Source organism: Curtobacterium sp. MCPF17_003, assembly GCF_003224385.1.
GTDB lineage: Bacteria > Actinomycetota > Actinomycetes > Actinomycetales > Microbacteriaceae > Curtobacterium > Curtobacterium flaccumfaciens.
Genome location: NZ_QKLC01000010.1, coordinates 1 through 20,485 on the forward strand (window position 1 = coordinate 1; position 20,485 = coordinate 20,485).

General features: G+C 71.5%; 20 protein-coding genes and 1 tRNA gene. 3 read left to right on the top strand and 18 right to left on the bottom strand.

Annotation, left to right across the window (positions count from 1 at the left end):
- Positions 1–238 precede the first annotated feature (238 nt).
- Positions 239–454 carry a hypothetical protein gene (locus tag DEJ30_RS11095; RefSeq protein WP_027466417.1) on the top strand — a complete coding sequence of 72 codons (216 nt, stop codon included), beginning with the start codon at positions 239–241 and terminating at the stop codon, positions 452–454.
- A 7-nt stretch (positions 455–461) separates the two neighbouring features.
- A complete protein-coding gene (locus DEJ30_RS11100; protein WP_110861399.1) occupies positions 462–2,315 on the top strand; it encodes an ABC transporter ATP-binding protein in 1,854 nt (617 codons plus the stop codon).
- A 46-nt stretch (positions 2,316–2,361) separates the two neighbouring features.
- Here the strand turns inward: DEJ30_RS11100 and DEJ30_RS11105 are convergent, their stop codons facing one another.
- From DEJ30_RS11105 to DEJ30_RS11180, 16 genes are all read right to left on the bottom strand, one after another.
- Positions 2,362–3,864: an NAD-dependent succinate-semialdehyde dehydrogenase gene (locus tag DEJ30_RS11105; protein ID WP_110861401.1), complete on the bottom strand. Its 1,503-nt coding sequence runs from the start codon at positions 3,862–3,864 to the stop codon at positions 2,362–2,364.
- The gene (locus DEJ30_RS11110; RefSeq protein ID WP_181420107.1) at positions 3,861–4,481 is read right to left on the bottom strand and encodes an isochorismatase family protein; all 621 of its coding nucleotides are present in this window, start codon (positions 4,479–4,481) and stop codon (positions 3,861–3,863) included. The genes DEJ30_RS11105 and DEJ30_RS11110 overlap by 4 nt, the downstream gene beginning before the upstream one ends.
- 23 nt (positions 4,482–4,504) lie before the next feature.
- Positions 4,505–6,016, bottom strand: coding sequence for a D-alanyl-D-alanine carboxypeptidase/D-alanyl-D-alanine-endopeptidase (gene dacB, locus DEJ30_RS11115; RefSeq protein WP_110861406.1), 1,512 nt, complete (start codon positions 6,014–6,016; stop codon positions 4,505–4,507).
- 73 nt (positions 6,017–6,089) lie between these two features.
- Positions 6,090–7,085 (bottom strand): Gfo/Idh/MocA family protein, encoded by a 996-nt coding sequence (locus DEJ30_RS11120; protein ID WP_110861408.1) that lies wholly within the window; start codon positions 7,083–7,085, stop codon positions 6,090–6,092.
- A 41-nt stretch (positions 7,086–7,126) separates the two neighbouring features.
- Positions 7,127–7,567 carry a BLUF domain-containing protein gene (locus tag DEJ30_RS11125; RefSeq protein ID WP_181420108.1) on the bottom strand — a complete coding sequence of 147 codons (441 nt, stop codon included), beginning with the start codon at positions 7,565–7,567 and terminating at the stop codon, positions 7,127–7,129.
- Between the two features lie 192 nt (positions 7,568–7,759).
- Complete coding sequence (locus tag DEJ30_RS11130) at positions 7,760–8,554, bottom strand: glycoside hydrolase family 16 protein (RefSeq protein WP_110861412.1); 795 nt, start codon at positions 8,552–8,554, stop codon at positions 7,760–7,762.
- 180 nt (positions 8,555–8,734) lie between these two features.
- Positions 8,735–8,807, bottom strand: a tRNA-Thr gene (locus tag DEJ30_RS11135).
- A 44-nt stretch (positions 8,808–8,851) separates the two neighbouring features.
- Complete coding sequence (locus tag DEJ30_RS11140) at positions 8,852–9,487, bottom strand: TetR/AcrR family transcriptional regulator (protein ID WP_110861414.1); 636 nt, start codon at positions 9,485–9,487, stop codon at positions 8,852–8,854.
- Positions 9,488–9,511: 24 nt separating this feature from the next.
- Positions 9,512–10,654, bottom strand: coding sequence for a DNA polymerase III subunit delta' (locus DEJ30_RS11145; protein ID WP_110861416.1), 1,143 nt, complete (start codon positions 10,652–10,654; stop codon positions 9,512–9,514).
- 25 nt (positions 10,655–10,679) lie between these two features.
- Positions 10,680–11,315, bottom strand: a complete 636-nt coding sequence (gene tmk, locus DEJ30_RS11150; protein ID WP_110861418.1) for a dTMP kinase — start codon at positions 11,313–11,315, stop codon at positions 10,680–10,682.
- Positions 11,312–14,131 (bottom strand): type I DNA topoisomerase, encoded by a 2,820-nt coding sequence (topA, locus tag DEJ30_RS11155; protein ID WP_110861420.1) that lies wholly within the window; start codon positions 14,129–14,131, stop codon positions 11,312–11,314. Before topA ends, tmk begins: the two co-directional genes overlap by 4 nt.
- Positions 14,107–14,586 (bottom strand): hypothetical protein, encoded by a 480-nt coding sequence (locus DEJ30_RS11160; protein ID WP_181420109.1) that lies wholly within the window; start codon positions 14,584–14,586, stop codon positions 14,107–14,109. Before DEJ30_RS11160 ends, topA begins: the two co-directional genes overlap by 25 nt.
- 1 nt (position 14,587) lies before the next feature.
- Complete coding sequence (locus DEJ30_RS11165) at positions 14,588–14,893, bottom strand: TadE family type IV pilus minor pilin (protein ID WP_181420110.1); 306 nt, start codon at positions 14,891–14,893, stop codon at positions 14,588–14,590.
- A gap of 10 nt (positions 14,894–14,903) precedes the next feature.
- On the bottom strand, positions 14,904–15,143 hold the full coding sequence (locus tag DEJ30_RS11170) for a DUF4244 domain-containing protein (RefSeq protein ID WP_110861424.1): 240 nt from the start codon (positions 15,141–15,143) through the stop codon (positions 14,904–14,906).
- Positions 15,144–15,226: 83 nt separating this feature from the next.
- Entirely contained in the window at positions 15,227–16,060 is an 834-nt protein-coding gene (locus DEJ30_RS11175) for a type II secretion system F family protein (protein WP_110861426.1), read from the bottom strand.
- Entirely contained in the window at positions 16,057–16,986 is a 930-nt protein-coding gene (locus DEJ30_RS11180; protein WP_110861429.1) for a CpaF family protein, read from the bottom strand. Before DEJ30_RS11180 ends, DEJ30_RS11175 begins: the two co-directional genes overlap by 4 nt.
- Positions 16,987–17,787: 801 nt before the next feature.
- Here DEJ30_RS11180 and acs point away from each other — a divergent pair.
- The gene (gene acs / locus DEJ30_RS11185; protein ID WP_110861430.1) at positions 17,788–19,740 is read left to right on the top strand and encodes an acetate--CoA ligase; all 1,953 of its coding nucleotides are present in this window, start codon (positions 17,788–17,790) and stop codon (positions 19,738–19,740) included.
- A gap of 79 nt (positions 19,741–19,819) precedes the next feature.
- Here the strand turns inward: acs and DEJ30_RS11190 are convergent, their stop codons facing one another.
- Together DEJ30_RS11190 and DEJ30_RS11195 are read right to left on the bottom strand one after the other, a co-directional pair.
- On the bottom strand, positions 19,820–20,281 hold the full coding sequence (locus DEJ30_RS11190; protein WP_110861432.1) for a RidA family protein: 462 nt from the start codon (positions 20,279–20,281) through the stop codon (positions 19,820–19,822).
- Positions 20,278–20,436 (bottom strand): DUF4177 domain-containing protein, encoded by a 159-nt coding sequence (locus tag DEJ30_RS11195; protein WP_110861434.1) that lies wholly within the window; start codon positions 20,434–20,436, stop codon positions 20,278–20,280. The genes DEJ30_RS11190 and DEJ30_RS11195 overlap by 4 nt, the downstream gene beginning before the upstream one ends.
- Positions 20,437–20,485: the final 49 nt, after the last annotated feature.

The following is a 20,485-nucleotide window of genomic DNA, read 5'->3' on the forward strand; positions in this document are numbered from 1 at the left end:
CCCCCCCGCCCTCCGGGGGCCCCCCCCCCCCCCCCCCCCCCCCCGCGCAACACTCCGTCGTGTCAGCAAGACGCCGCATGCCCGCCGAGACGCCGCCGAATCCGGCGGCGTCTCGCGCACGTGGCGGCGTCGAACGAAGACGCCGGCGTCTGCGCACCCGATGCACCGCGGCCCGCCCGGTGGAGACGCCGTCAACGCAGGTTGACGAATGTCGGTGCGTCAATGTAGGTTGACAGGCATGGACCGACCGACCATCACGAGCCTCGCGGCCGGAGCATCGGGGGACGACCCGTTCTCCGCCCTCGCCAACGTGCGGGAACTGCGCCGTGAGCTCGACCGGACCGAAGAGCTCGCCGCGCGACGTGCCCGCACCGCCGGCGCCTCGTGGCAGGAGATCGCGACGCTGCTCGGTGTCAGCCGACAGGCAGTGCACAAGAAGTACGGCAGAAACTAGGAACACGATGAGCTTCCCCTTCGCACGCCCGAAGACCTCCGACGGCCCCCGCGCCACGTTCGGCCGCCTGCTGTCCTACCTGTTCGAGAACAAGCCCGCGATGGTCGTGATCATCGTGCTGAGCGTCCTCGGTGCGGGGGCATCGCTCGCGCAGCCACTCCTGGTCAATCAGGTCATCACCGCGGTGCAGCAGGGCAACACCCTCAGCACGCTCGTGTGGCTGCTGGTCGGGCTCGTCATCGTCGCGGGAGTGCTGAACGGCGTGCAGCACTTCCTGCTGCAGCGCGCGGGCGAGGGCGTCGTGCTCTCCACCCGCCGCAAGCTCATCGCCCGCATCCTCAACCTGCCGATCTCGGAGTTCGACACCCGCCGAACCGGCGACCTGGTGTCCCGCGTCGGCAGCGACACCACGCTCCTCCGGGCCGTCCTGACCCAGGGACTGATCGAGTCGATCGGCGGCGCGCTCACGTTCATCGGCGCCATCGTCGCGATGGCGATCATCGATCCACTGCTGCTCGGCATCGTGATCGTCATCGTCCTGATCGCCATCGTCGTCGTCGGCGGACTGAGCCGTCGCATCCGGGTCGCCTCGAAGCGTGCGCAGGAGAAGGTCGGCGACCTCACTGCCGCCGTCGAACGCGGGATCGGCGCGGTCCGGACCATCCGAGCGGCCGGCGCCACCGAGCGCGAGGTGCGCGAGGTCGACGGCCACGCGACCGAGGCCTACAAGCGGGGCCTCGACATCGCGAAGATGTCCGCCTTCGTCGTCCCCGTCGCCAGCATCGTCATGCAGGTCGCGTTCATCGCCGTCCTGGGCGTCGGCGGGGCACAGGTCGCAGCCGGCACCATCACCATCGCGACGCTCATCACGTTCATCCTGCTGCTCTTCATGATGATCATGCCGCTCGGCCAGGCGATGGGCGCGGCCGTCGCCGTCGCCCAGGCGCTCGGCGCGCTCGGCCGGATCGAGGAGATCCTGCACCTGCCGACCGAGTCCCAGGACGACGAGTCGGCCCGGCCGGCCGCAGCCGTCGCCACCGACGACGCCATCGCGTTCGAGCACGTGTCGTTCCGGTACCGCGCCCAGGCGGACGCATCGGGTGCCGACGGCGCGGTCGCGTCCGACCCCGCGGACCGCCCAGGAGGCCCGGATCACGTCGACGACGAGCGCCCGGCCGACGACGTGGTGCTCCACGACGTGTCGTTCCGGGTGCCCCGCGGCTCACGCGTCGCACTCGTGGGCCCGTCCGGCGCCGGCAAGTCGACGACCCTGGCGCTGATCGAGCGGTTCTACGACCCCTCCGACGGCGTCATCCGCCTGGGTGGCATCGACGTGCGCGGCATGGACCGCGACGAGCTCCGTGCCCAGATCGGCTACGTCGAGCAGGACGCGCCCGTGCTCGCCGGCACGATCCGCGCCAACCTGCTGCTCGGGTCGCCGAACGCCACCGAGGACGACTGCGTCCGGGTGCTCGAAGCGGTCAACCTCGGCGAGGTCCTGCACCGCGATCCCCGCGGTCTCGACGCGCAGGTCGGTGAGGACGGCGTCATGCTCTCCGGTGGGGAACGGCAGCGCCTGGCCATCGCCCGCGCGCTGCTCGCCGCTCCCCCGATCCTGCTGCTCGACGAGTCGACGTCGTCACTCGACGGGGTCAACGAGCAGAAGATGCGGCTCGCGATCGACGCCGTCGCCGAGGACCGCACCCTGCTCGTCATCGCCCACCGGTTGTCGACGGTGGTCGACTCCGACGTGATCGTCGTGCTCGAGCACGGCCGCGTCGTCGGCAGCGGCACGCACTCCGAGCTCGTGGAGTCGACGCCGCTCTACCGCGACCTGGCGAAGCACCAGCTGCTCGTGTGAGACCGGGTACGGCCGCGTGCACCGCGGCCGTACCGCCGACTCGGGCTCAGGCGGCGAACGGGTCCGGCGTCAGCACGTAGACGGTCTCGAGGTACTCCTCGATGCCCTCGTGCGATCCCTCGCGGCCCAGGCCCGAGGACTTCACGCCGCCGAACGGGAACGCCGCATTGGACACGACGCCCGTGTTCAGCCCGAGCATGCCCGTCTCCAGGCGCTCGGCGAGCCGCTGGCCGCGCCGGAAGTCGGTTGTGAAGGCGTAGGCGATGAGTCCGTACTCGGTGTCGTTCGCGAGCCGGATCCCCTCGTCCTCGGTGCTGAAGCGCGTGACCGAGGCGACCGGTCCGAAGATCTCCGTCGTCATGATCTCCGAGCCGGGCTGCACGTCGTCGATCACCGTCGCCTCGTAGAACGTGCCCGGGCGGTCGATCCGGTGGCCACCGGTGACGAGCCGGGCACCGCGACCGAGGGCGTCGTCGACGAGCGAGGCGGCCTTGTCCACGGCGCGGTCGTCGATGAGCGGTCCGAGCGTCGTGCCGTCCTCGGTTCCCCGGCCGACGCGCAGGGCGTCCACCTTCGCGGTGAGGGCCGCGACGAACGCGTCGGCGATGCCGTCCTGCACGAAGAACCGGTTCGCCGCGGTGCACGCCTCGCCCGTGTTGCGGAACTTCGCGAGCATCGCCGCGTCCACCGCCTCGTCGAGGTCGGCGTCGTCGAACACGAGCAACGGGGCGTTGCCGCCGAGCTCCATGCTCGTCTTGAGCACGTTGTCCGCCGCCTGCTTGAGGAGCGCCGAACCGACCGGGGTCGAACCGGTGAACGTCAGCTTGCGCAGGCGCGGGTCGGCGATGATCGGCTCGGACAGCCCCTTGGCGTCACTCGACGGGATCACGTTGAGCACACCGTCCGGCAGCCCGGCACGGCGGAACAGCTCGACCAGGAACAGGGTCGTCAGCGGGGTGAGGTCGGCCGGCTTCGCGACCACCGTGCAGCCGGCAGCCAGGGCCGGGCCGATCTTCCGGGTCGCCATCGCGAGCGGGAAGTTCCACGGCGTGATCGCGTAGACGGGGCCGACCGGACGCTTCAGCACGATCGCGCGCCCGGTGCCCTCGGGGTTCGTGCGGTAGTCACCGGTGATGCGGACCGCTTCTTCCGAGAACCAGCGCAGGAACTCGCCGCCGTAGACGACTTCGCCGCGGGCCTCGGCCAGGGGTTTGCCCATCTCGAGCGACATCAGGGCCGCGAGGTCGTCGGCGTGCTCGTGCACCAGGTCGAACGCCCGGCGCAGGATGTCCGACCGTGTGCGCGGGGCCGTGGCTGCCCAGGACTCCTGTGCGGCGGCCGCGGCGTCGAGGGCGGCGATGCCGTCCTCGGGTGTGGCGTCGGCGACCTCGGCCAGGACGGCACCGGTCGACGGGTCGTGCACGGCGAACGTGGACCCGCTCGACGAGGCACGCCAGGTGCCACCGATGAAGAGTCCGGTGGGGACGCCCTCGACGCGGACGTGCTCGTCGGCGACGGTGGTGGTCTCGTTCGTGGTGGTGTCGGTCACAGTCGTGCTCCTCCTGGGTTCGCGAGGCCCTCGTCCATGTCGCTGCGGTCGACGTGTCCGCCGGCCGCCCGGATCTCGTCGAGCGCCCGGGCGCTGCGCTCGGCGTCGACGCCGGCCACCAGGTCCTCGTACACGGCGACGTCGAGTCCAGCGGCACGGGCGTCGAGTGCCGAGGCTCGGACGCAGTGGTCGGTCGCGATGCCGACGACGTCGATCGTGTGCACGCGGCGCTCGGCGAGCAGGTCGGCCAGTGGGACGCCCGCTTCGGTCACGGCCTGGAACGCCGAGTAGTCCGGCGTACCCTGGCCCTTGAGGACGTCGACGTCGATCAGTGCGGTGTCGAGATCAGGGTGGTAGTCGGCGCCGGGCGTCCCGGCGACGCAGTGCACCGGCCACGTGTCGACGAAGTCGGGTCCTTCGGCTCCGGCGAAGTGTCCGCCGTTGTCGTCGTCCCCGTGGTGCCAGTCGCGGGACGCCACGATGAGGTCGTACTCGTCCCCGTGCCGACCGAGGAACGCGGTGATGCGCTTCGCGAGCGCCGCTCCCCCGGTGACCGCGAGCGCACCGCCCTCGGTGAAGTCGTTCTGGACGTCCACGACGAGGAGTGCTCTTGCCATGGGTCCATCCAACACCCGTCGGCTCAGGAGCCGGTGAGCTTGCTCCCGCACGAGTAGGTCGCGGCGGTCACCGCGTCGAGTGCCGGCAGTGCCGCCGCCCGCGGCGAACCGATGGCGTAGAAGGCGAAGGTCAACCGAGACCCGTCGGCGGCGTCGATGTAGCCGCCGAGGGTGTTCGCGCTGTCGATCCAGCCCGTCTTCGCGTGCACCTTGCCACGGGCGACCGCGTTCGCGCCGGTGAACCGGCTCGCGAGCGTGCCGGACTGCCCGGACACCGGCAGGGCGTTCGCGAGCGTCCCGAGGCCCTTCGCGCCGGAGGCGACCTGCACCATCAGGTGGGCGACGAACTCCGGCGACACGGCGTTCGAGGCGCTCTCGCCCGAGCCGTCCTTGATCACGATGCCGGCCGGGTCGAGGCCGTACGAGCGCAGCGCCGACTGGTACACGGACGACAGGGACGCCGCCGAGCCGTTCGACCCGGACTCCTTCGAGGACACCCGGGCGAGCATCTCGGCCAGGGTGTTGTCCGAGTTCGGGATCATCTGCCCGATGAGTGTCGACACCGGCTGCGAGGACACCGTGGCGATCGTCTCGGTGCCCGTCGTCGCCCGCTTGACGATCTGCGCGGAACCGGCGCCCGCGACGCCCGCGTTCGCCAGCGCCGTGCGGAAGGCGACGCCCGCGCGTCCGACCGGGTCCTCCGACCGCGGTGACGTCGCCGCTGCGGGGTTCGCTCGGTCGCCGTCGACCATCAGCGCGGTGACCTCCGGCTGGTACCCGATGGTGCGCTCGGAGACCGGCCACGTGGGGTCCCAGGCGTCGGCATCGCTCCAGTAGGAGTCATCGGTGACGATCGTGGTGACCGGGGTGCCACCCACCTTCGCCTTCACCTGCTGCGCGAGCTGGGCGAGGGTCGGGGCGCCCGGGTACACGGTCCCGCCGCCGGCGGACAGCGTCGCGTCGCCGTGCCCGACCAGGGCGACGGTGTTCGCGGACTCCCGTGTGACGGTCGTCGGGATGCGGTGGTCGCCCCCGAGCACGGAGAGCGCGGTCGCCGAGGTCAGGGTCTTCATGACGCTGCCCGTCTGGGCGGCCCGTTCGCCGTGCTTCGAGAACAGGACCTTGCCCGTCTCGGCGTCCATCACGTACCCCTCGAAGTCGCCGAGGCCGCTCGCCGACGCAGCCGTCGCGATCGAGCAGGTCCGGAGGGCGGACGGGCCGGCGAGGTCGTCCGGCACCGCGCGGGCGTCGGCGGTCGGCGTCGGGGACGGCTTCGCCGTCGGGCGCTTCGTGGTGGTCGTCCGGTCCGGAGCCGAGGACGCGGTCCGGGTCGAGCTCGGCGCGGCGGCCGTCCGGGAGTCCGGGGTCGTGGCTGCTGCGACGGCGACGGCCCCACCGGAGCCGACCACGAGCAGCGCCGCGAGACCACCTGCGATCCAGGGGACCGGGCGTCGTGCGGCGGAGGCGCGCACCGCGGTGACGGCGGCGCGGAACCGCTCCGGGACGGAATGCGGGGTGGGCTGCTGCTCGGACATCGCGACCGATCCTACGGAACTGCGGCAGGAGCCTCCAGGCCGGGGGCGGGATCCGTCGAGGACGGGCGCCGGATCAGGGAGCCGCGACGGGACCGTCGGCGGGGTACCGGACCCCGACCTGGCGACGCGCCTCGTCCAGCACCGCCATGATCGCGACGGTCTCGTCCGGGTCCATCGGGCCGTCGTCGTGGCGGCCCGACGTGATCATCGCCTCGAAGGCACGGGCCTCGTGCTCGTAGCCGGCGAGTTCCTCGCGACCGTCGAACTCCTCGACCACGGCACCGTCGCGGTCGCGGATCCGCCAGGTGGTCGGCGTGTACCAGGTGGAGTCGAGGTCGATGCGGCCGGTCTCGCCGATGATCGACGCCGTGTTCGGACTCCGCAGGTCCATCCCGAAGTGGATCATCGACTGCGCGCCGCCCGTGTGCGTCATGACCAGGCCCATCTGCTCGTCGACGCCCTGCTCGCTCAGCGTGCCCGCTGCGACGAGCGCGGTCGGCACGCCGAGCACGTCCACCGCGAAGGACACCGGGTAGATCCCGAGGTCGAGCATCGCTCCCCCACCGAGTGCCGGGTCGCGCAGCCGGTGACTCGGGTCCGTCGGGAGGGCCTGGTGGTGCGTCGCCTCGACGACCATCGGGCGACCGATCCGACCCTCCGCGACGATCTCGCGGATCATCGCCATCTGCGGCAGGAAGCGGGTCCACATCGCCTCCATCACCGCGACACCCGATCGTCGAGCGGCGTCGACGACCGTACGGGCCTCCTCCGCGGTCATCGTGAAGGCCTTCTCGACCAGGACGTGCTTGCCCGCCCGGATCGCGAGCAGGGCGTCCTCGGCGTGCCGGACGTGCGGGGTCGCGACGTAGACCGCGTCGATGCCCTCGTCCGCCACCAGGTCCTCGTAGGAACCGTGGGACCGCTCGATGCCGAACTCCGCGGCGAAGGCCTCGGCGTGTCCGCGGGTGCGGCTGCCCACGGCGGTGAACACGATGCCGGCCGCGGTGCAGTCACCCACGAAGGACCGTGCGATGCCGCCTGTGCCGATGACTCCCCAGCGAACCGTCATGCGTCCTGTCTACCAGCGCGACGTGGGCTGCGGCGGTGCTGTCAGCGGCGGTGCTTGCCGAGCGCAGCGTCCGGGGCGGCCATCGGGTGGTTCCGGAACCAGCGCAGGAGCTCACGGGCACGGCTCGTGTCGGCGCTCGCGTCGCCCTCGGCGAGGAACGAGTCGAACCCGTCGGGCAGCTCGGCGTCCGGCTCGCGGTGGAACGCCATCTTCCACTCCCCGAAGCGCGGGGTGTGGATGCGCTCCTCGACCAGCAGGCCGACCTCGGTGTGCCGCGGGTCGTCGATGATGCGCTGGTACGTCTGGAGCACGGCTCCTTCCGGACCCTCGAGCAGCTGCATGAACCGGCCGTCCTTGTAGACGAGCAGACCGGACAGGCCGGACGCCGCGTTGCGGAGCCGTGCGTGCTCGAGCAGTGCGTCGAGCCGCTCCTGGTCGAACACCTCTTTCGCTGCGCTCATGTAGACCAGGGACAGCAGCATGACGACCTCTCGGTGACGACGGAACGGGTTCCCTCTCATCGTGGACCGCGCCGACGCCGTCGGGCAGCCCCAGAACGGGGATCGTCCCCGTCCGCGCACCCGCGTCGAGGTTCGGGTCATCGACGCGAGCACACGGGTGTCGGGTCGTACGACCGGACTGATTCGGAGCCCCCGTCCGGGGGGATTGGTCTCTCACCTGTCGTAGGTGCGGACCCAGTCGATCTGGACGTGCCCCGGGTCGCCCCAGTTGCCGATCTGGAACATGTACCGATGCGGAGTGGTGGGCACGTTGCGCGGCACCGTGAACACGAGCTTGCCGTCGAGGTAGTACCGGACGCTCTTCCCCGGCACCCACTCGGTCGTGTACGTGTGCCAGTCGTTCCAGGACACCCGGGTGTTGTAGTGCTCGAAGCGGCGCTCCAGCCCCGGCAGCATCGAGTGGTGGAAGACGCGGGGCGACCCGTCGAACTGTCCCTCCGGGTAGCTCACCTCGCCGTCGGCCCAGACGTTCGACGTCGGCCAGAGCATGACCGCGATCCCGTTGCCGTCTCCGCCGGTCGCCCGCGCACGGATGCTGAAGGTGCCGCCGACGTGTGACCACGCGCCGGTGGGCGTGCCGAACGTTCCGGCAGCACCGTGCTCACCGTCCATCGCGACGTCCAGGTAGCCGTCGTGGGCGCTGACGAGCCCGTTCGAGTAGTACTTGCCGCCGGTGCCGTCGGGGTACGGCTGCCACGAGTTCCGGTACGTCTCGGCGAAGGGGCCGCCGGCTGCGGCGGGGGTGTCGAAGTCCTCGGAGAAGGTCGGCTCGCGGTCCGCCAGGTACGCGGGGCCGGTCGCGGACGCCGTCGGGGTCGCGGACGAACCGGTGCTCGGCGACGAGGTCGACGCCGACGTCGCGCCGGACTCGGGCACTGCTGCCGCGGTCACCGCGAGGGCTCCGGCAGTGGCGGCGACCACGACGATGACCAAGACACGCTTCAGCACGGCGTCATCGCCGGTGGAGCGCTGGGCTGGTGGTCGGTCATCGTGTCCCCCGTATCGCGGACAAGGCTAGCCCGCGATCACGCCGGACGTCTGCCCCTCGGGCGAGGGACACGGATTCGTCCGGAATACGAAAACCCCGGTCAGAGCCACTTCGAGTGGACCTGACCGGGGTGTTCACGGAGCCGCCTGTCGGAATCGAACCGACGACCTATTCATTACGAGTGAATCGCTCTACCGACTGAGCTAAGGCGGCGCACACTCCATGTCCGGAGTGGCACGAGCAATGACTATACAGGTTCAGACGAGTGAACGCGAAACCAGCACGCCGAGCTCGGAGAAGGACCGTTCGAGCTCGTCGACCAGGTGCGTTCCGGCTTCGGAACCCGACCACTCCCACCAGGCGTGGCGCAGAGCGGCGAGGGCGACGATGGCCGCGAGCCCCGCGCGACGACGGAGCGCCTCGGGGTCCGCGGCGAGCTCCGGGTCGGCGTCTTCGAGCCGCCGCGCGATGGCCGCCTGCAGCTCCGCCTGGAACTCCTTCATGGACGCCATCCGACGGCTGAACAGCTCCGGGTTCGCGCGGAGGACCTGCTGCCGCTCCTCGATGAGCCCGCGCTCCTCGATCAGTTCGCGTGTCGAGTGCACGAGCAGCGCGCCGATGTCGGCGAGCAGGTCGCCGCTCGGACCACCGTCGACGAACGCCTGCAACGCCGCGTCGTCGGGCAGCTGCGGGTCGTCCCCGAGGATCGCCTGCTCCTTGCTCGGGAAGTAGTTGAAGAACGTCCGGGGCGAGATGTCGGCCCGCCGGGAGATCTCGTCAACCGTGACCGCGCCGAGGCCGTCCTCGATGGCGATCCGGAGCGCAGCCTGCTGGATGGCGCGCCGGGTGGCGCGGCGCTTCCGTTCGCGCAGGCCGGGTTCAGCGTCGGGCATGCCGTGATTGTCGCACGCCGTGACTCAGCGGCGGGCGCGGGCGATGGTGACGAGCAGTGCTTCGAGCGCCAGGAGTGCCGCCACGTTGGCCGCGATGCGCTGGCGGGCCAGGGCCACGGCGTCGAGGACCTCGAGCGCGGCAGCGGGCGGTATCGTCGGCAGCGCGTGCTCGAGCTGGTCCTGCATCGCCAGGTTGACCGGTTCCGCCGGGGCTCCGAGCCCCAGCAGGAGCAGGTCGCGGTACAGCGAGGAGACGTCCACCAGGATCCGGTCGAGGCCGTCGCGCAGGCTGCGGGTCGCACGGCGTTTCTGGTCGTCCTCGAGGGCGCGGAGCTGCGACCGGAGCGCCGGCGGGATCGTCCCGCCGGGTTCGACCCCGAGCGAGCGCAGGGCTGCGTCGCGCTCTTCGGAGTCCCGCTGCTCGGTGATGGACTTGGCGTCCTCGTCCGCGACGGCGAGGAGTTCGGCGGCCGCCATGACGGCGTCACCCACGCTCCGCACACCGAGCACGGTCGTCAGGGTCCGGCGACGACGGTCACGTGCCGGCTCGCTCGTGGCCAGGCGCTGTGCCATGCCGATGTGGCTCTGCGCCTGACGAGCAGCATCCACGGCGAGGGCGCGGTCGACACCGGTCCGGGCGACGAGCAGGTCGGCGACGGACTCGATGCCGGGCACCCGCAGACGGACCGAGCGGACGCGCGACCGGATCGTCGGCAACAGGTCGGCTTCACTCGGGGCGCAGAGGATCCAGACCGTACGCTCCGGGGGTTCCTCGAGCGCCTTGAGCAGCAGGTTCGAGGTGCGCTCGGTCATGCGGTCGGCATCCTCGATGATGACGACGCGGTAGCGCCCGACCGACGGCGAGTAGTACGACGAGGTGACGAGCTGCCGGATCTCGTCGATCGTGATGATCACGCGCTGGGTCGTGAGCACCGAGACGTCTGGGTGGGTCTTCGCGGTGATCTGCCGCAGTGTGTGGTCGTCGTCGGGGCCGTCGCCCACGAGCGCCGCGGCGAAGGCGGTCGCCACGTTCGACCGTCCCGACCCGGGCGGGCCGGTGATGAGCCACGAATGCGTCATGCCGCCGGTGCCGTCGGTCGACTCGGCTGCGTTGCGCAGCGACGCGACCGCTTCGTCCTGCCCGGTCAGGCCGTCCCACACGCTCACGGGACCATCCTGTCAGTGACCACCGTCATGCCGGGTCGATCCCGACGAGCGGGGCGACCGCTCGACGGATCGCGTCCTGTACGGCGTCGGTCGGGTCCGAGGCGTCGACCACCAGGAAACGTGCCGGCTCGGCCTCCGCCATCGCGAGGAAGGCCTGACGGACGGACTCGTGGAACGCCGCGGCTTCGGACTCGAGGCGGTCGAAGGTGTCCCCCCGCGCCGCGGCCACCCGGGCGCGTCCGACGGTGACGTCGAGGTCGAGCAGGATCGTGAGGTCCGGTGCCAGGCCGTCCGCTGCCCACTCCGAGACGGAGCGGACCTGCTCGGCGCCGAGCCCCCGCGCGACGCCCTGGTAGGCGACGGACGAGTCGATGTAGCGGTCCTGCAGGACGACCTCGCCGCGCGCGATCGCCGGACGGACGATCGTCTCGACGTGCTGGGCACGGTCGGCCGCGTACAGCAGCGCCTCGGCCCGGGGTGCGACGTGGCCCCGCTCGTGCAGGACCATCTGCCGGATCTGGACGCCGAGGTCGGTGCCGCCGGGTTCGCGGGTGCGCACCACGGTTCGACCGTGCGCACCGAGCCACGCCGAGAGCAGCTCCGCCTGGGTCGTCTTTCCCGCGCCGTCGCCGCCCTCGAGCGTGATGAAGCGACCGGTCACTTCTTCTTGGCCGCCGTCCGACGAGCCGGGGTCTTCTTCTTGACCGGCCCCTTGGCACGCTTGTCGGCGATGAGCTGGACCGCGCGGGCGTGGTCGACGGCCTCGACGTCCTCGCCCTTCGGGATGGTCGCGTTCGTCTCGCCGTCGGTGACGTACGGGCCGAATCGGCCGTCCTTCATCTTGATCGGCTTGCCGGACACCGGGTCGGCGTCGAACTCCTTGAGCGCGGCGCTCGCGGTGCGGTTCCCGCCGTACTTCGGCTGCGCGAACAGCTCGAGTGCGCCGGGCAGGTCGATGTCGAAGATCGCGTCCTCGCCGGGCAGGGTCCGGGTGTCGGTCCCCTTCTTCAGGTACGGCCCGTACCGGCCGTTCTGCGCCGTGATGTCGTTGCCCGTCTCCGGGTCCTGGCCCACGACGCGTGGAAGGTCGAGGAGCTTCAGCGCCGTCTCGAGGTCGACGGTCTGCGGATCCATCGACTTGAAGAGCGAGGCGGTGCGTTCCTTCGGCGCCGCGGCCTTCTTCGTCGTCTTCTTCGCAGGCGCCTTCTTTGCGGGGGCCTTCTTCGCCGTCGCCGTCTCGCTCGTCGCGGTCGCAGCAGCTGCCTCGGCCGCCGGGGCCTCCGCCACTGCGGGCGCCTCGACGACCTCGCCGGTCTTCGGGTCCACGGTGGGTTCGGGCTCGGGGGTGCGCTCCGTGACGTAGGGGCCGAAGCGGCCGTCCTTCGCCAGGACTTCCTTGCCCGTCTCCGGGTTGATCCCGACGACGCGATCGCCGATCACCGGGGCGTCGACGAGTTCCTTCGCCTTCTCGACGGTCAGTTCGTCGGGAGCGAGGTCCTCGGGGACGTTGACGCGCCGCGGCTTCTCGGGGTCGTCGCTCGGCACCTCGATGTAGGGGCCGTACCGACCGATCCGGAGTGTGAGGCCCGGAGCGAGCTCGACCGAGTTGATCTCGCGGGCGTCGATCTCACCGAGGTTGTCGATGACGGTCCGCAGGCCGCGCTGGTCGTCGTCGCCGCCACCGAAGTAGAAGCCCTTGAGCCAGTCCACCCGGTCGGCGTCGCCGCGGGCGATGCGGTCGAGGTCTTCTTCCATCTCGGCGGTGAAGTCGTACTCCACGAGCTCGCCGAAGTACTCCTCGAGCAGCCGCACCACGCTGAACGCGATCCAGTTCGGCACCAGCTGCGTACCGCGGAGCGAGACGTAGCCGCGGTCGATGATCGTCGGGCTGATGGTGGGGTAGGTCGACGGACGCCCGATCCCCAGTTCTTCCAGCGTCTTGATGAGGCTCGCCTCGGTGAAGCGCGGCGGCGGGGTGGTGTCGTGCCCCTTCGCCTCGACGTCGCTGACCGCGAGGTGCTCGCCCTGGGCCACGTTCGGCAGGGCGACGTCCTGACCGGCACGCTCGGAGGACTCGTGGCGGTCCTCGTCACGGCCTTCTTCGTAGGCGCTGAGGAAGCCGCGGAACGTGATGACGGTGCCGGAGGCGGTGAACTCCGCGTCGGTGCCGTTCGCGGTTGAGGCGATGCCCTCGACCGACTCGGCGGAGGAGATGCCGAGCACGATCGATGCGGTCGAACCCTTGGCGTCCGCCATCTGGGAAGCGATGGTGCGCTTCCAGATGAGGTCGTAGAGGCGCCACTCCACACCGGTCAGGGTGCCCTGCAGGTCTTGCGGGGTGCGGAAGGAGTCCCCGGCGGGACGGATCGCCTCGTGCGCCTCTTGCGCGTTCTTGCTCTTGCTCGCGTAGAGACGGGGCTTGTCCGGAACGGTGGCCGAACCGTACAGGTCCGCTGCCTGCTTGCGAGCGGCGTCGATGGCCTGCTTCGAGAGCGAGACCGAGTCGGTACGGATGTAGGTGATGTAGCCGTTCTCGTACAGGGTCTGCGCGGCACGAGCGGTCTGTCGCGGGGACAGACGGAGCTTGCGTGCGGCTTCCTGCTGGAGCGTCGACGTGGTGAACGGGGCGGCCGGACGTCGCGTGTACGGCTTCGAGTCGACGCTGCGGACGGTGGCGTCACCGGCGCGCTCGAGGACCGTCGTCAGCGACGCGGCAGCGGCCTGGTCGAGCCGGACGACGTCTCCGCTGAGGGTGCCGCGGTCGTCGAAGTCACGACCGGAGGCGACGCGGGTGCCGTGGATCCGGGCGAGTCGCGCGGAGAAAGAGGACTCGCCGGCCTTCTCGAACCGGGCGGAGAGGTCCCAGTAGTTGGCGGAGACGAAGGCCAGGCGCTCGCGCTCACGGTCGACGACGAGACGGGTGGCGGCGGACTGCACACGACCGGCGGACAGACCGGGCGCGACCTTGCGCCACAGGACCGGGGAGACCTCGTACCCGTAGAGACGATCGAGGATGCGGCGGGTCTCCTGCGCGTCGACGAGGGCGGTGTCGAGCTCACGGGTGGCTTCCTGCGCGCGCTGGATCGCCTCCTTCGTGATCTCGTGGAACACCATCCGCTTGACGGGCACCTTCGGCTTCAGGACCTGCAGCAGGTGCCACGCGATCGCTTCGCCCTCGCGATCTTCATCTGTTGCGAGGTAGAGCTCGTCGGCGTCCTTGAGGGCGCGCTTCAGCTCGGAGACGGTCTTCTTCTTGGCGTCGGACACGACGTAGTACGGCTCGAAGCCGTTGTCGACGTCCACCGAGAACTTGCCGAGGGAGCCCTTCTTGAGCTCGGCCGGCAGGTTCTTCGGCTCGACGAGGTCGCGGATGTGTCCGACCGAGGCCTGGACTTCGTATCCGTCACCGAGGTATTGCGCGATCGTCTTCGCCTTCGCAGGGCTCTCGACGATCACGAGCTTCTTCGTGCCTGGCACGTGTCTCCTTGATCGATGGTGCTGATCGGCCCTGTCCACGAGCGTGTCCGGGTCGACCGGGACATCGGTGACCGCGGGCCGACAGGCACACCATACACATAGTGTTCGGACGGGTCGCCTGCCGGACCGGCCACCGCGAGTGCGCCGACGACGAACGGACCGGTGCCCACGACCACGCGGACCCGGGCCGTGGTGGCGACGAGTTCGCAGGCGTCGAGGGTGGCCCCGTTCGCGGTGGCGATCCGGGTGGCGACGGCGCAGGGCTCCCCCGGCACCAGACCGGTCGCGGACGCCGCGGTGCCCACCGCGGCGGCGTCGGCGGCACCCTGGGCCCGGATGCCCTGCGTGCGGTGACCGGCTGCGGCGAGCGCCGACGACCCGACGAGGACACCCACGCCGAGGACCGCCACGAGCAGCACGGTCGCCGAGCCGCGTTGGCCGTCGAGACTCGTCACGTCAGCCCCCTCGGGCCACGGCGCACCCCGTCGCGGTCAGTGGGAGCGCCGCGAAGGGACCGGTCCCGCCGCGCGTGGCGTCGACGCAGACCAGGTCGCCGTCCGACCGGACGACGACCGAGACCCCCGGGACGATCCGGTCGGCCGCGGACCGGCCCTGGCTCTCGTCGTCGCGCCCGATCGCCCGGGCGGCCGTGGCTGCGGCGAGTTGCAGGCGGCCCTGCGCATCGACGACGAGCACCGCCGCGACGAGGGCGGTCAGCACGAGCGCCACCACGGGGAGCGCCACCGCGAACTCGACGGTCACGGAGCCGCGCTCACAGCGAGAGCGCACCACGGACGAGGTCGGTGAGGATGGTCTGGACCTCGCCGGAGCGCATGACGGCGACGAGCACGCCGGCGAAGGCCACGGCGGCGAGGATGACGACCGCGTACTCGGCGGTCGCCGATCCCCGGTCGTCCCGCAGTCGTGACCGCCACCGGGCGACGAGGGGACGCGGGCGACGGTGGCGGATGGCCCGACGGGTGCGGTTGCCGCGGGATGACGTGGTGCTCATGGTGTCCGTCCTTTCTGTTCGGTGGGTCCAGCCTGTCCGGGCTGCGGTGGCGACGAGGGGTCCCGGTGGCATCTGTGGAGAGGTCACGCGGTACCGCCCACCGTGGAGGAGAGGACCCCCACCACCACGGGCACCACCCCCACGAGCACGAACGCCGGCAGGACGCAGACCCCGAGTGGCAGCACCAGCCGGACGGCCAGGCGTTCCGCAGCCACGAGCCCGTCGGCAGCGGCCTCGTCGCGCACGTCCTCGGCAGCGCGGCGGAGCAACCCCGCGGCGGGGACCCCGGCGCGCCGGGCGAGGTCGAGGACCTCCCGCAGCCGGTCCAGGTCGCCGACGGGCGCGGCGGCTCCCGCGGACGCCTCGGCGACGGCCTGCCCGGCGGTGGTCCACGACCCGCCTCCGGCGACCGCCACGGCCCAGGCGTCGAGGAGCACCCCGGGCACGCGGCCGTCGGGGGTCGCGGAACGGACCAGCCGGGCGGTCCACCCCCGACCTGCCAGGACGAGGGCCGCCGCGGTGCACGAGCACGCCCAACCGGCCGGTGAACCGACCAGGACCTCGACGGCGCCGGCACCCCAGGCCGCGCCGAGGCCCAGCCCGAAGAGCGGCAGCGCGAGCACCACCCGGGCGCTCGTCCGCGGACCGGCCAGGGCGACCCGGATCGCGCGGTCCGAGGCGGCAGCACGGCGGAGCGCCCCGGCGAGCCCGCGGAGGGTCTCCGCGACGGGCGCTCCCGTCCGGTCCGCCACGCGGAGGACGACGGCGATGTCCTGCTGCGCGGGTCCCCCGGCCCCGGGCAGTCCGCCGACGAGCCGCCAGGCCCGCGGCGGCGGGACCCCCGCTGCGACCAGCGTCGCCACCCGGTCGAGCACCCCGGCGACCCGCACCGGACCGTCGGGTGTGGGTCGGCTCACCGCAGCCCGTCCACCGGGCGCACCTCGAGCCTCCTGTCCGGGCCGACGTACAGCGTGCCCACGCCACCGAGCCGCCGCTGTCCTGCCCGTCGCTCCACGTGCAGGACCAGGTCGAAGGCGCTGACGGCCTGCCGGGCGAGCGCCTCGGCACCGAGGCCGGCGAGTGCGCCGAGCGCTTCGAGACGTGCGGCCACGTCGGCGATGCCGTTGGCGTGCACGGTGCCGGCTCCCCCGTCGTGCCCGGTGTTCAGGGCGGAGAGGAGTTCGCGGACCTCGGCGCCGCGACACTCCCCCACGACGATCCGGTCGGGTCGCATCCGCAGCGCCTCGCGCACGAGCCGGTCGAGGCCGAGCGCGCCGACCCCCTCGGCGTTCGCCTGCCGCACCTCGAGCGCGACGACGTGCGGGTGGGCGATCCGGAGCTCGGCGACGTCCTCCACCGTCACGATGCGCTCGTCGACGGGGACGTTCCCGAGCATCGCCGCGAGCAGGGTGGTCTTGCCGCTGCCGGTCGCACCGGTGACCAGGACGTTCCGGCGCGCGGCGACGGCGTCCTCGACGACCGACCGCGGGACGAACGCGAAGGTCCCGCCGCGCTCGAGGGCGGCGAGGGAGGGTCGCTGGACCTGCGGCAGTCGGATCGACACGGCGGTGCCCCCGACGGACACCGGGGCAAGGACGACGTGGACCCGGACGCCGTCGCCGTGCCGGACGTCCGCGCACGGGGTGGTCTCGTCGACGTGTCGGCCGCCGAGCGCGACGAGCCGGGTCGCGAGTTCGCGGGCTCGCGCTTCCGTCAGTCGCGGCTGGACGGCTTCGAGGCCGGTCCCGCGGTCGACCCACGTCCCCACACCGCCGAGCACCAGGACGTCCGTCACGGTGGCATCAGCCACCAGGGCAGCGAGTTCCTCGAACTCGACGACCACGGCGGCCCGGCGGCGAGCCGGCGGCGCGGCCCCGGGCAGGAACGGCGCGGACGGTGCAAGTGGTCGCGACGGCGCGGACGACCGTGACGACGGGCGGGACGAGGGCGAGGGAGGAGCACGGTGCAGGGGCATGCCGCCGACGGTAGGCAGTCGGCACCCGCGCCGATCGGACGGTCCCCACATCTGTGGACAACGTCGGAGTGTCCGACCAACGGACCGATTTGTACCCCGATACGGAAAGCCGTACCCCGGTCGATGATGCGACACCGAATCCGCTCGAGCCACCGATCACCCCTGCACCCCACAGCAGGACTGGGCGGAGCAACTGCTCCGCAGGTACATGCAGAATGCATGCACGAGCATGGACCGGTCTGTCCACGCGACCGGCGTCCCTGCGCGGATCGGGGCACACGACGAAGCCCGACGAAGCACCGTCGCTCGAGGCGGACCCCGGAAAAGAGAAGAGGCGGCACCGGTTGGGGGGAACAGGTGCCGCCTTGACACCGAGGGATTGGGGGGAATCCGATTCGATGCCGCCGGAAACGAGTCCAGCGAGAACCACTGTACCCCACGATCGGCTCTCCAGGGCAACCCCGGACACGACATCCGGGCGTGCCGCGCCCCGACCCGGCCGAGGGGTAGTCTCCGGATGCACGCAGGCACCGGCGACGGATGGACGCACGCAATCGCCCCGGATGCACGCACGCAACCACCCCGGATGCACGCACGCAACCGCCCCGGATGCACGCACGCATCCACGACGGATGCCACCAGAGGCCGCAACGACGCGAAAGGACATCGATGTCCACTCCGACCCAGACCGACCCCCGAGGCGACGACGGAGCGACCTTCGCGCCGCCGCCCGAGTTCGTGGCCGACGCGGTCGCCGGCGAGGACCTCCACCACGCGGCAGCAGCCGACCGCGAGGCCTTCTGGGCCGAGCAGTCCCGCTCCCTGCTCGACTGGCGCACCCCGTTCACGCAGACCCTGGACTGGTCGGGCGCCCCGTTCGCGAAGTGGTTCGCCGACGGAACGCTCAACGTCGCCGAGAACTGCCTCGACCGGCACGTCCGCGCGGGCAACGGCGACCGGGTCGCGATCCACTTCGAGGGTGCACCAGGCGACACGCGTCGGATCACCTACGCCGAGCTGACCGCCGAGGTGCAGCGCGCCGCGAACATGCTCACCGACCTCGGCGTGGGCCAGGGCGACCGGGTGGTCGTGTACCTGCCGCTCATCCCCGAGGCCGTCGTGACGATGCTCGCCGTCGCCCGCATCGGTGCCGTGCACTCGGTCGTCTTCGGGGGGTTCAGCGCGGAGAGCGTCCGCGCCCGCATCGAGGACGCCGGCGCGAAGCTCGTCGTGACAGCGGACGGTGGGTGGCGGCGCGGCGCCGTCTCACCGCTCAAGCCCGCCGTCGACGAGGCACTGACCGGCGAGGGCACCGACACGGTCGAGCACGTCCTGGTCGTCAAGCGCGGCGGCAACGACATCGCGTGGAACGACCGTGACGTCTGGTGGCACGACGAGCTGGCGAAGGCGGCACCGACCCACGAGGCCCAGGCGTTCCCGGCCGAGACCCCGCTGTTCATCCTGTACACCTCGGGCACGACCGGGAAGCCGAAGGGCATCGTGCACACCTCCGGTGGCTACCTGACGCAGGCGGCCTACACGCACAAGAACGTCTTCGACATGCACCCGGAGAAGGACGTCTACTGGTGCACCGCCGACATCGGCTGGATCACCGGCCACTCCTACGTCGTCTACGGCCCGCTCGCCAACGGCGTCACCCAGGTGCTCTACGAGGGCACCCCCGACGAGCCGAAGCCCGGCCGCTGGTGGGACCTCGTCGACGCCTACGGTGTCACCGTCCTCTACACCGCACCCACCGCGGTCCGCGCGGCGATGAAGGCCGGCCGCGAGATCCCGGAGGCCCGCAGTCTCGAGACCCTCCGCCTGCTCGGCAGCGTCGGCGAACCGATCAACCCCGAGGCGTGGCAGTGGTACCGGCAGGTCATCGGCCACGACCGCACGCCGATCGTCGACACGTGGTGGCAGACCGAGACCGGCGCGATCATGATCTCCGCGCTGCCCGGCGTCACGAAGCTCAAGCCCGGCGCCGCGCAGACGCCCCTGCCGGGCATCGTCGCCGAGATCGTCGACGACGACGGCCGCCGCGCCGACCCCGGCGAGAGCGGCTACCTGACGATCACCGAGCCGTGGCCGTCGATGGCCCGCGGCATCTGGAACGACCCGGACCGGTTCGTCGAGACGTACTGGTCGCGGTTCCCCGGCCGCTACTTCGCCGGCGACGGTGCGCGGCTCGACGGGCAGGGCGACATCTGGGTCCAGGGCCGCGTCGACGACGTCATGAACGTCTCGGGCCACCGCCTGTCGACGGCCGAGATCGAGTCCGCCCTGGTCGGCCACGAGGGCGTCGCCGAGGCCGCCGTGGTCGGTGCCGCCGACGAGACCACCGGGCAGGCGGTCGTCGCGTTCGTCATCCTGACGGCCGAGGCCGCCGCCGACGTCGACCGCGACGCTGCCTCCGCGGAACTCCGCAACTGGGTCGGCAAGCGGATCGGCGCGATCGCGAAGCCGCGCCAGGTCGTCATCGTGCCGGAGCTGCCGAAGACACGCTCCGGCAAGATCATGCGGCGGCTGCTCCGCGACGCGGCCGAGGGCCGCCGCATCGGCGACACGACGACGCTCGCCGACCCGACGATCATGGCGACCATCGCGGAACTCATGTAGTCCCGGGAACGGAAGCAGGGCCTCCAGTCAGATTCAAACTGGAGGCCCTGCTCGCGTACTGCGTTCGGCTGACGGTCCGTCAGGCGGTGAGCTCCACCACCAGCTCGACCTCGACCGGTGCGTCCAGCGGGAGCACCGCGACGCCCACCGCGCTCCGCGCGTGGACGCCGGCGTCCCCGAAGACGTCGCCGACCAGGGTCGACGCCCCGTTCGCGACCCCGGGCTGACCGGTGAACGACGGGTCCGAGGCGACGAAGACCGTGACCTTGACGACACGCGCCACGCGGTCGAGCGAACCGGCGACCGACTGCACGGCGGCCAGGGCGTTCAGCGCGGCCACACGAGCCTGGGCCGCGGCGGTCTCGGCGTCGACGTCGGTGCCGACCTTGCCGGTCACGGGCAGGGCACCGTCGACGAACGGCAGCTGACCAGCCGTGTAGACGTACTGCCCCGTCACGACGGCGGGCACGTAGGCGGCGACGGGAGCGGCGACCGCGGGGATCGTCAGGCCGAGTCCGGCGAGCCGGTCGGAGACGCTCATGAGTCGGCCTTGGGGCGCTTCAGGTAGGCGACGAGTCCGCCCTCGGGCCCGGTGACGATCTGGACCAGCTCCCAGCCCTCGTCCCCGTAGTTGTTGAGGATCGCGGTGGTGTTGTGGATCATCAGCGGCGTGGTGAAGTACTCCCAGCGAGTCATGCGGTTCCTTGCCAGCCTTTCAGTCGGGGGTGTCGTTTAGGCTGCATCC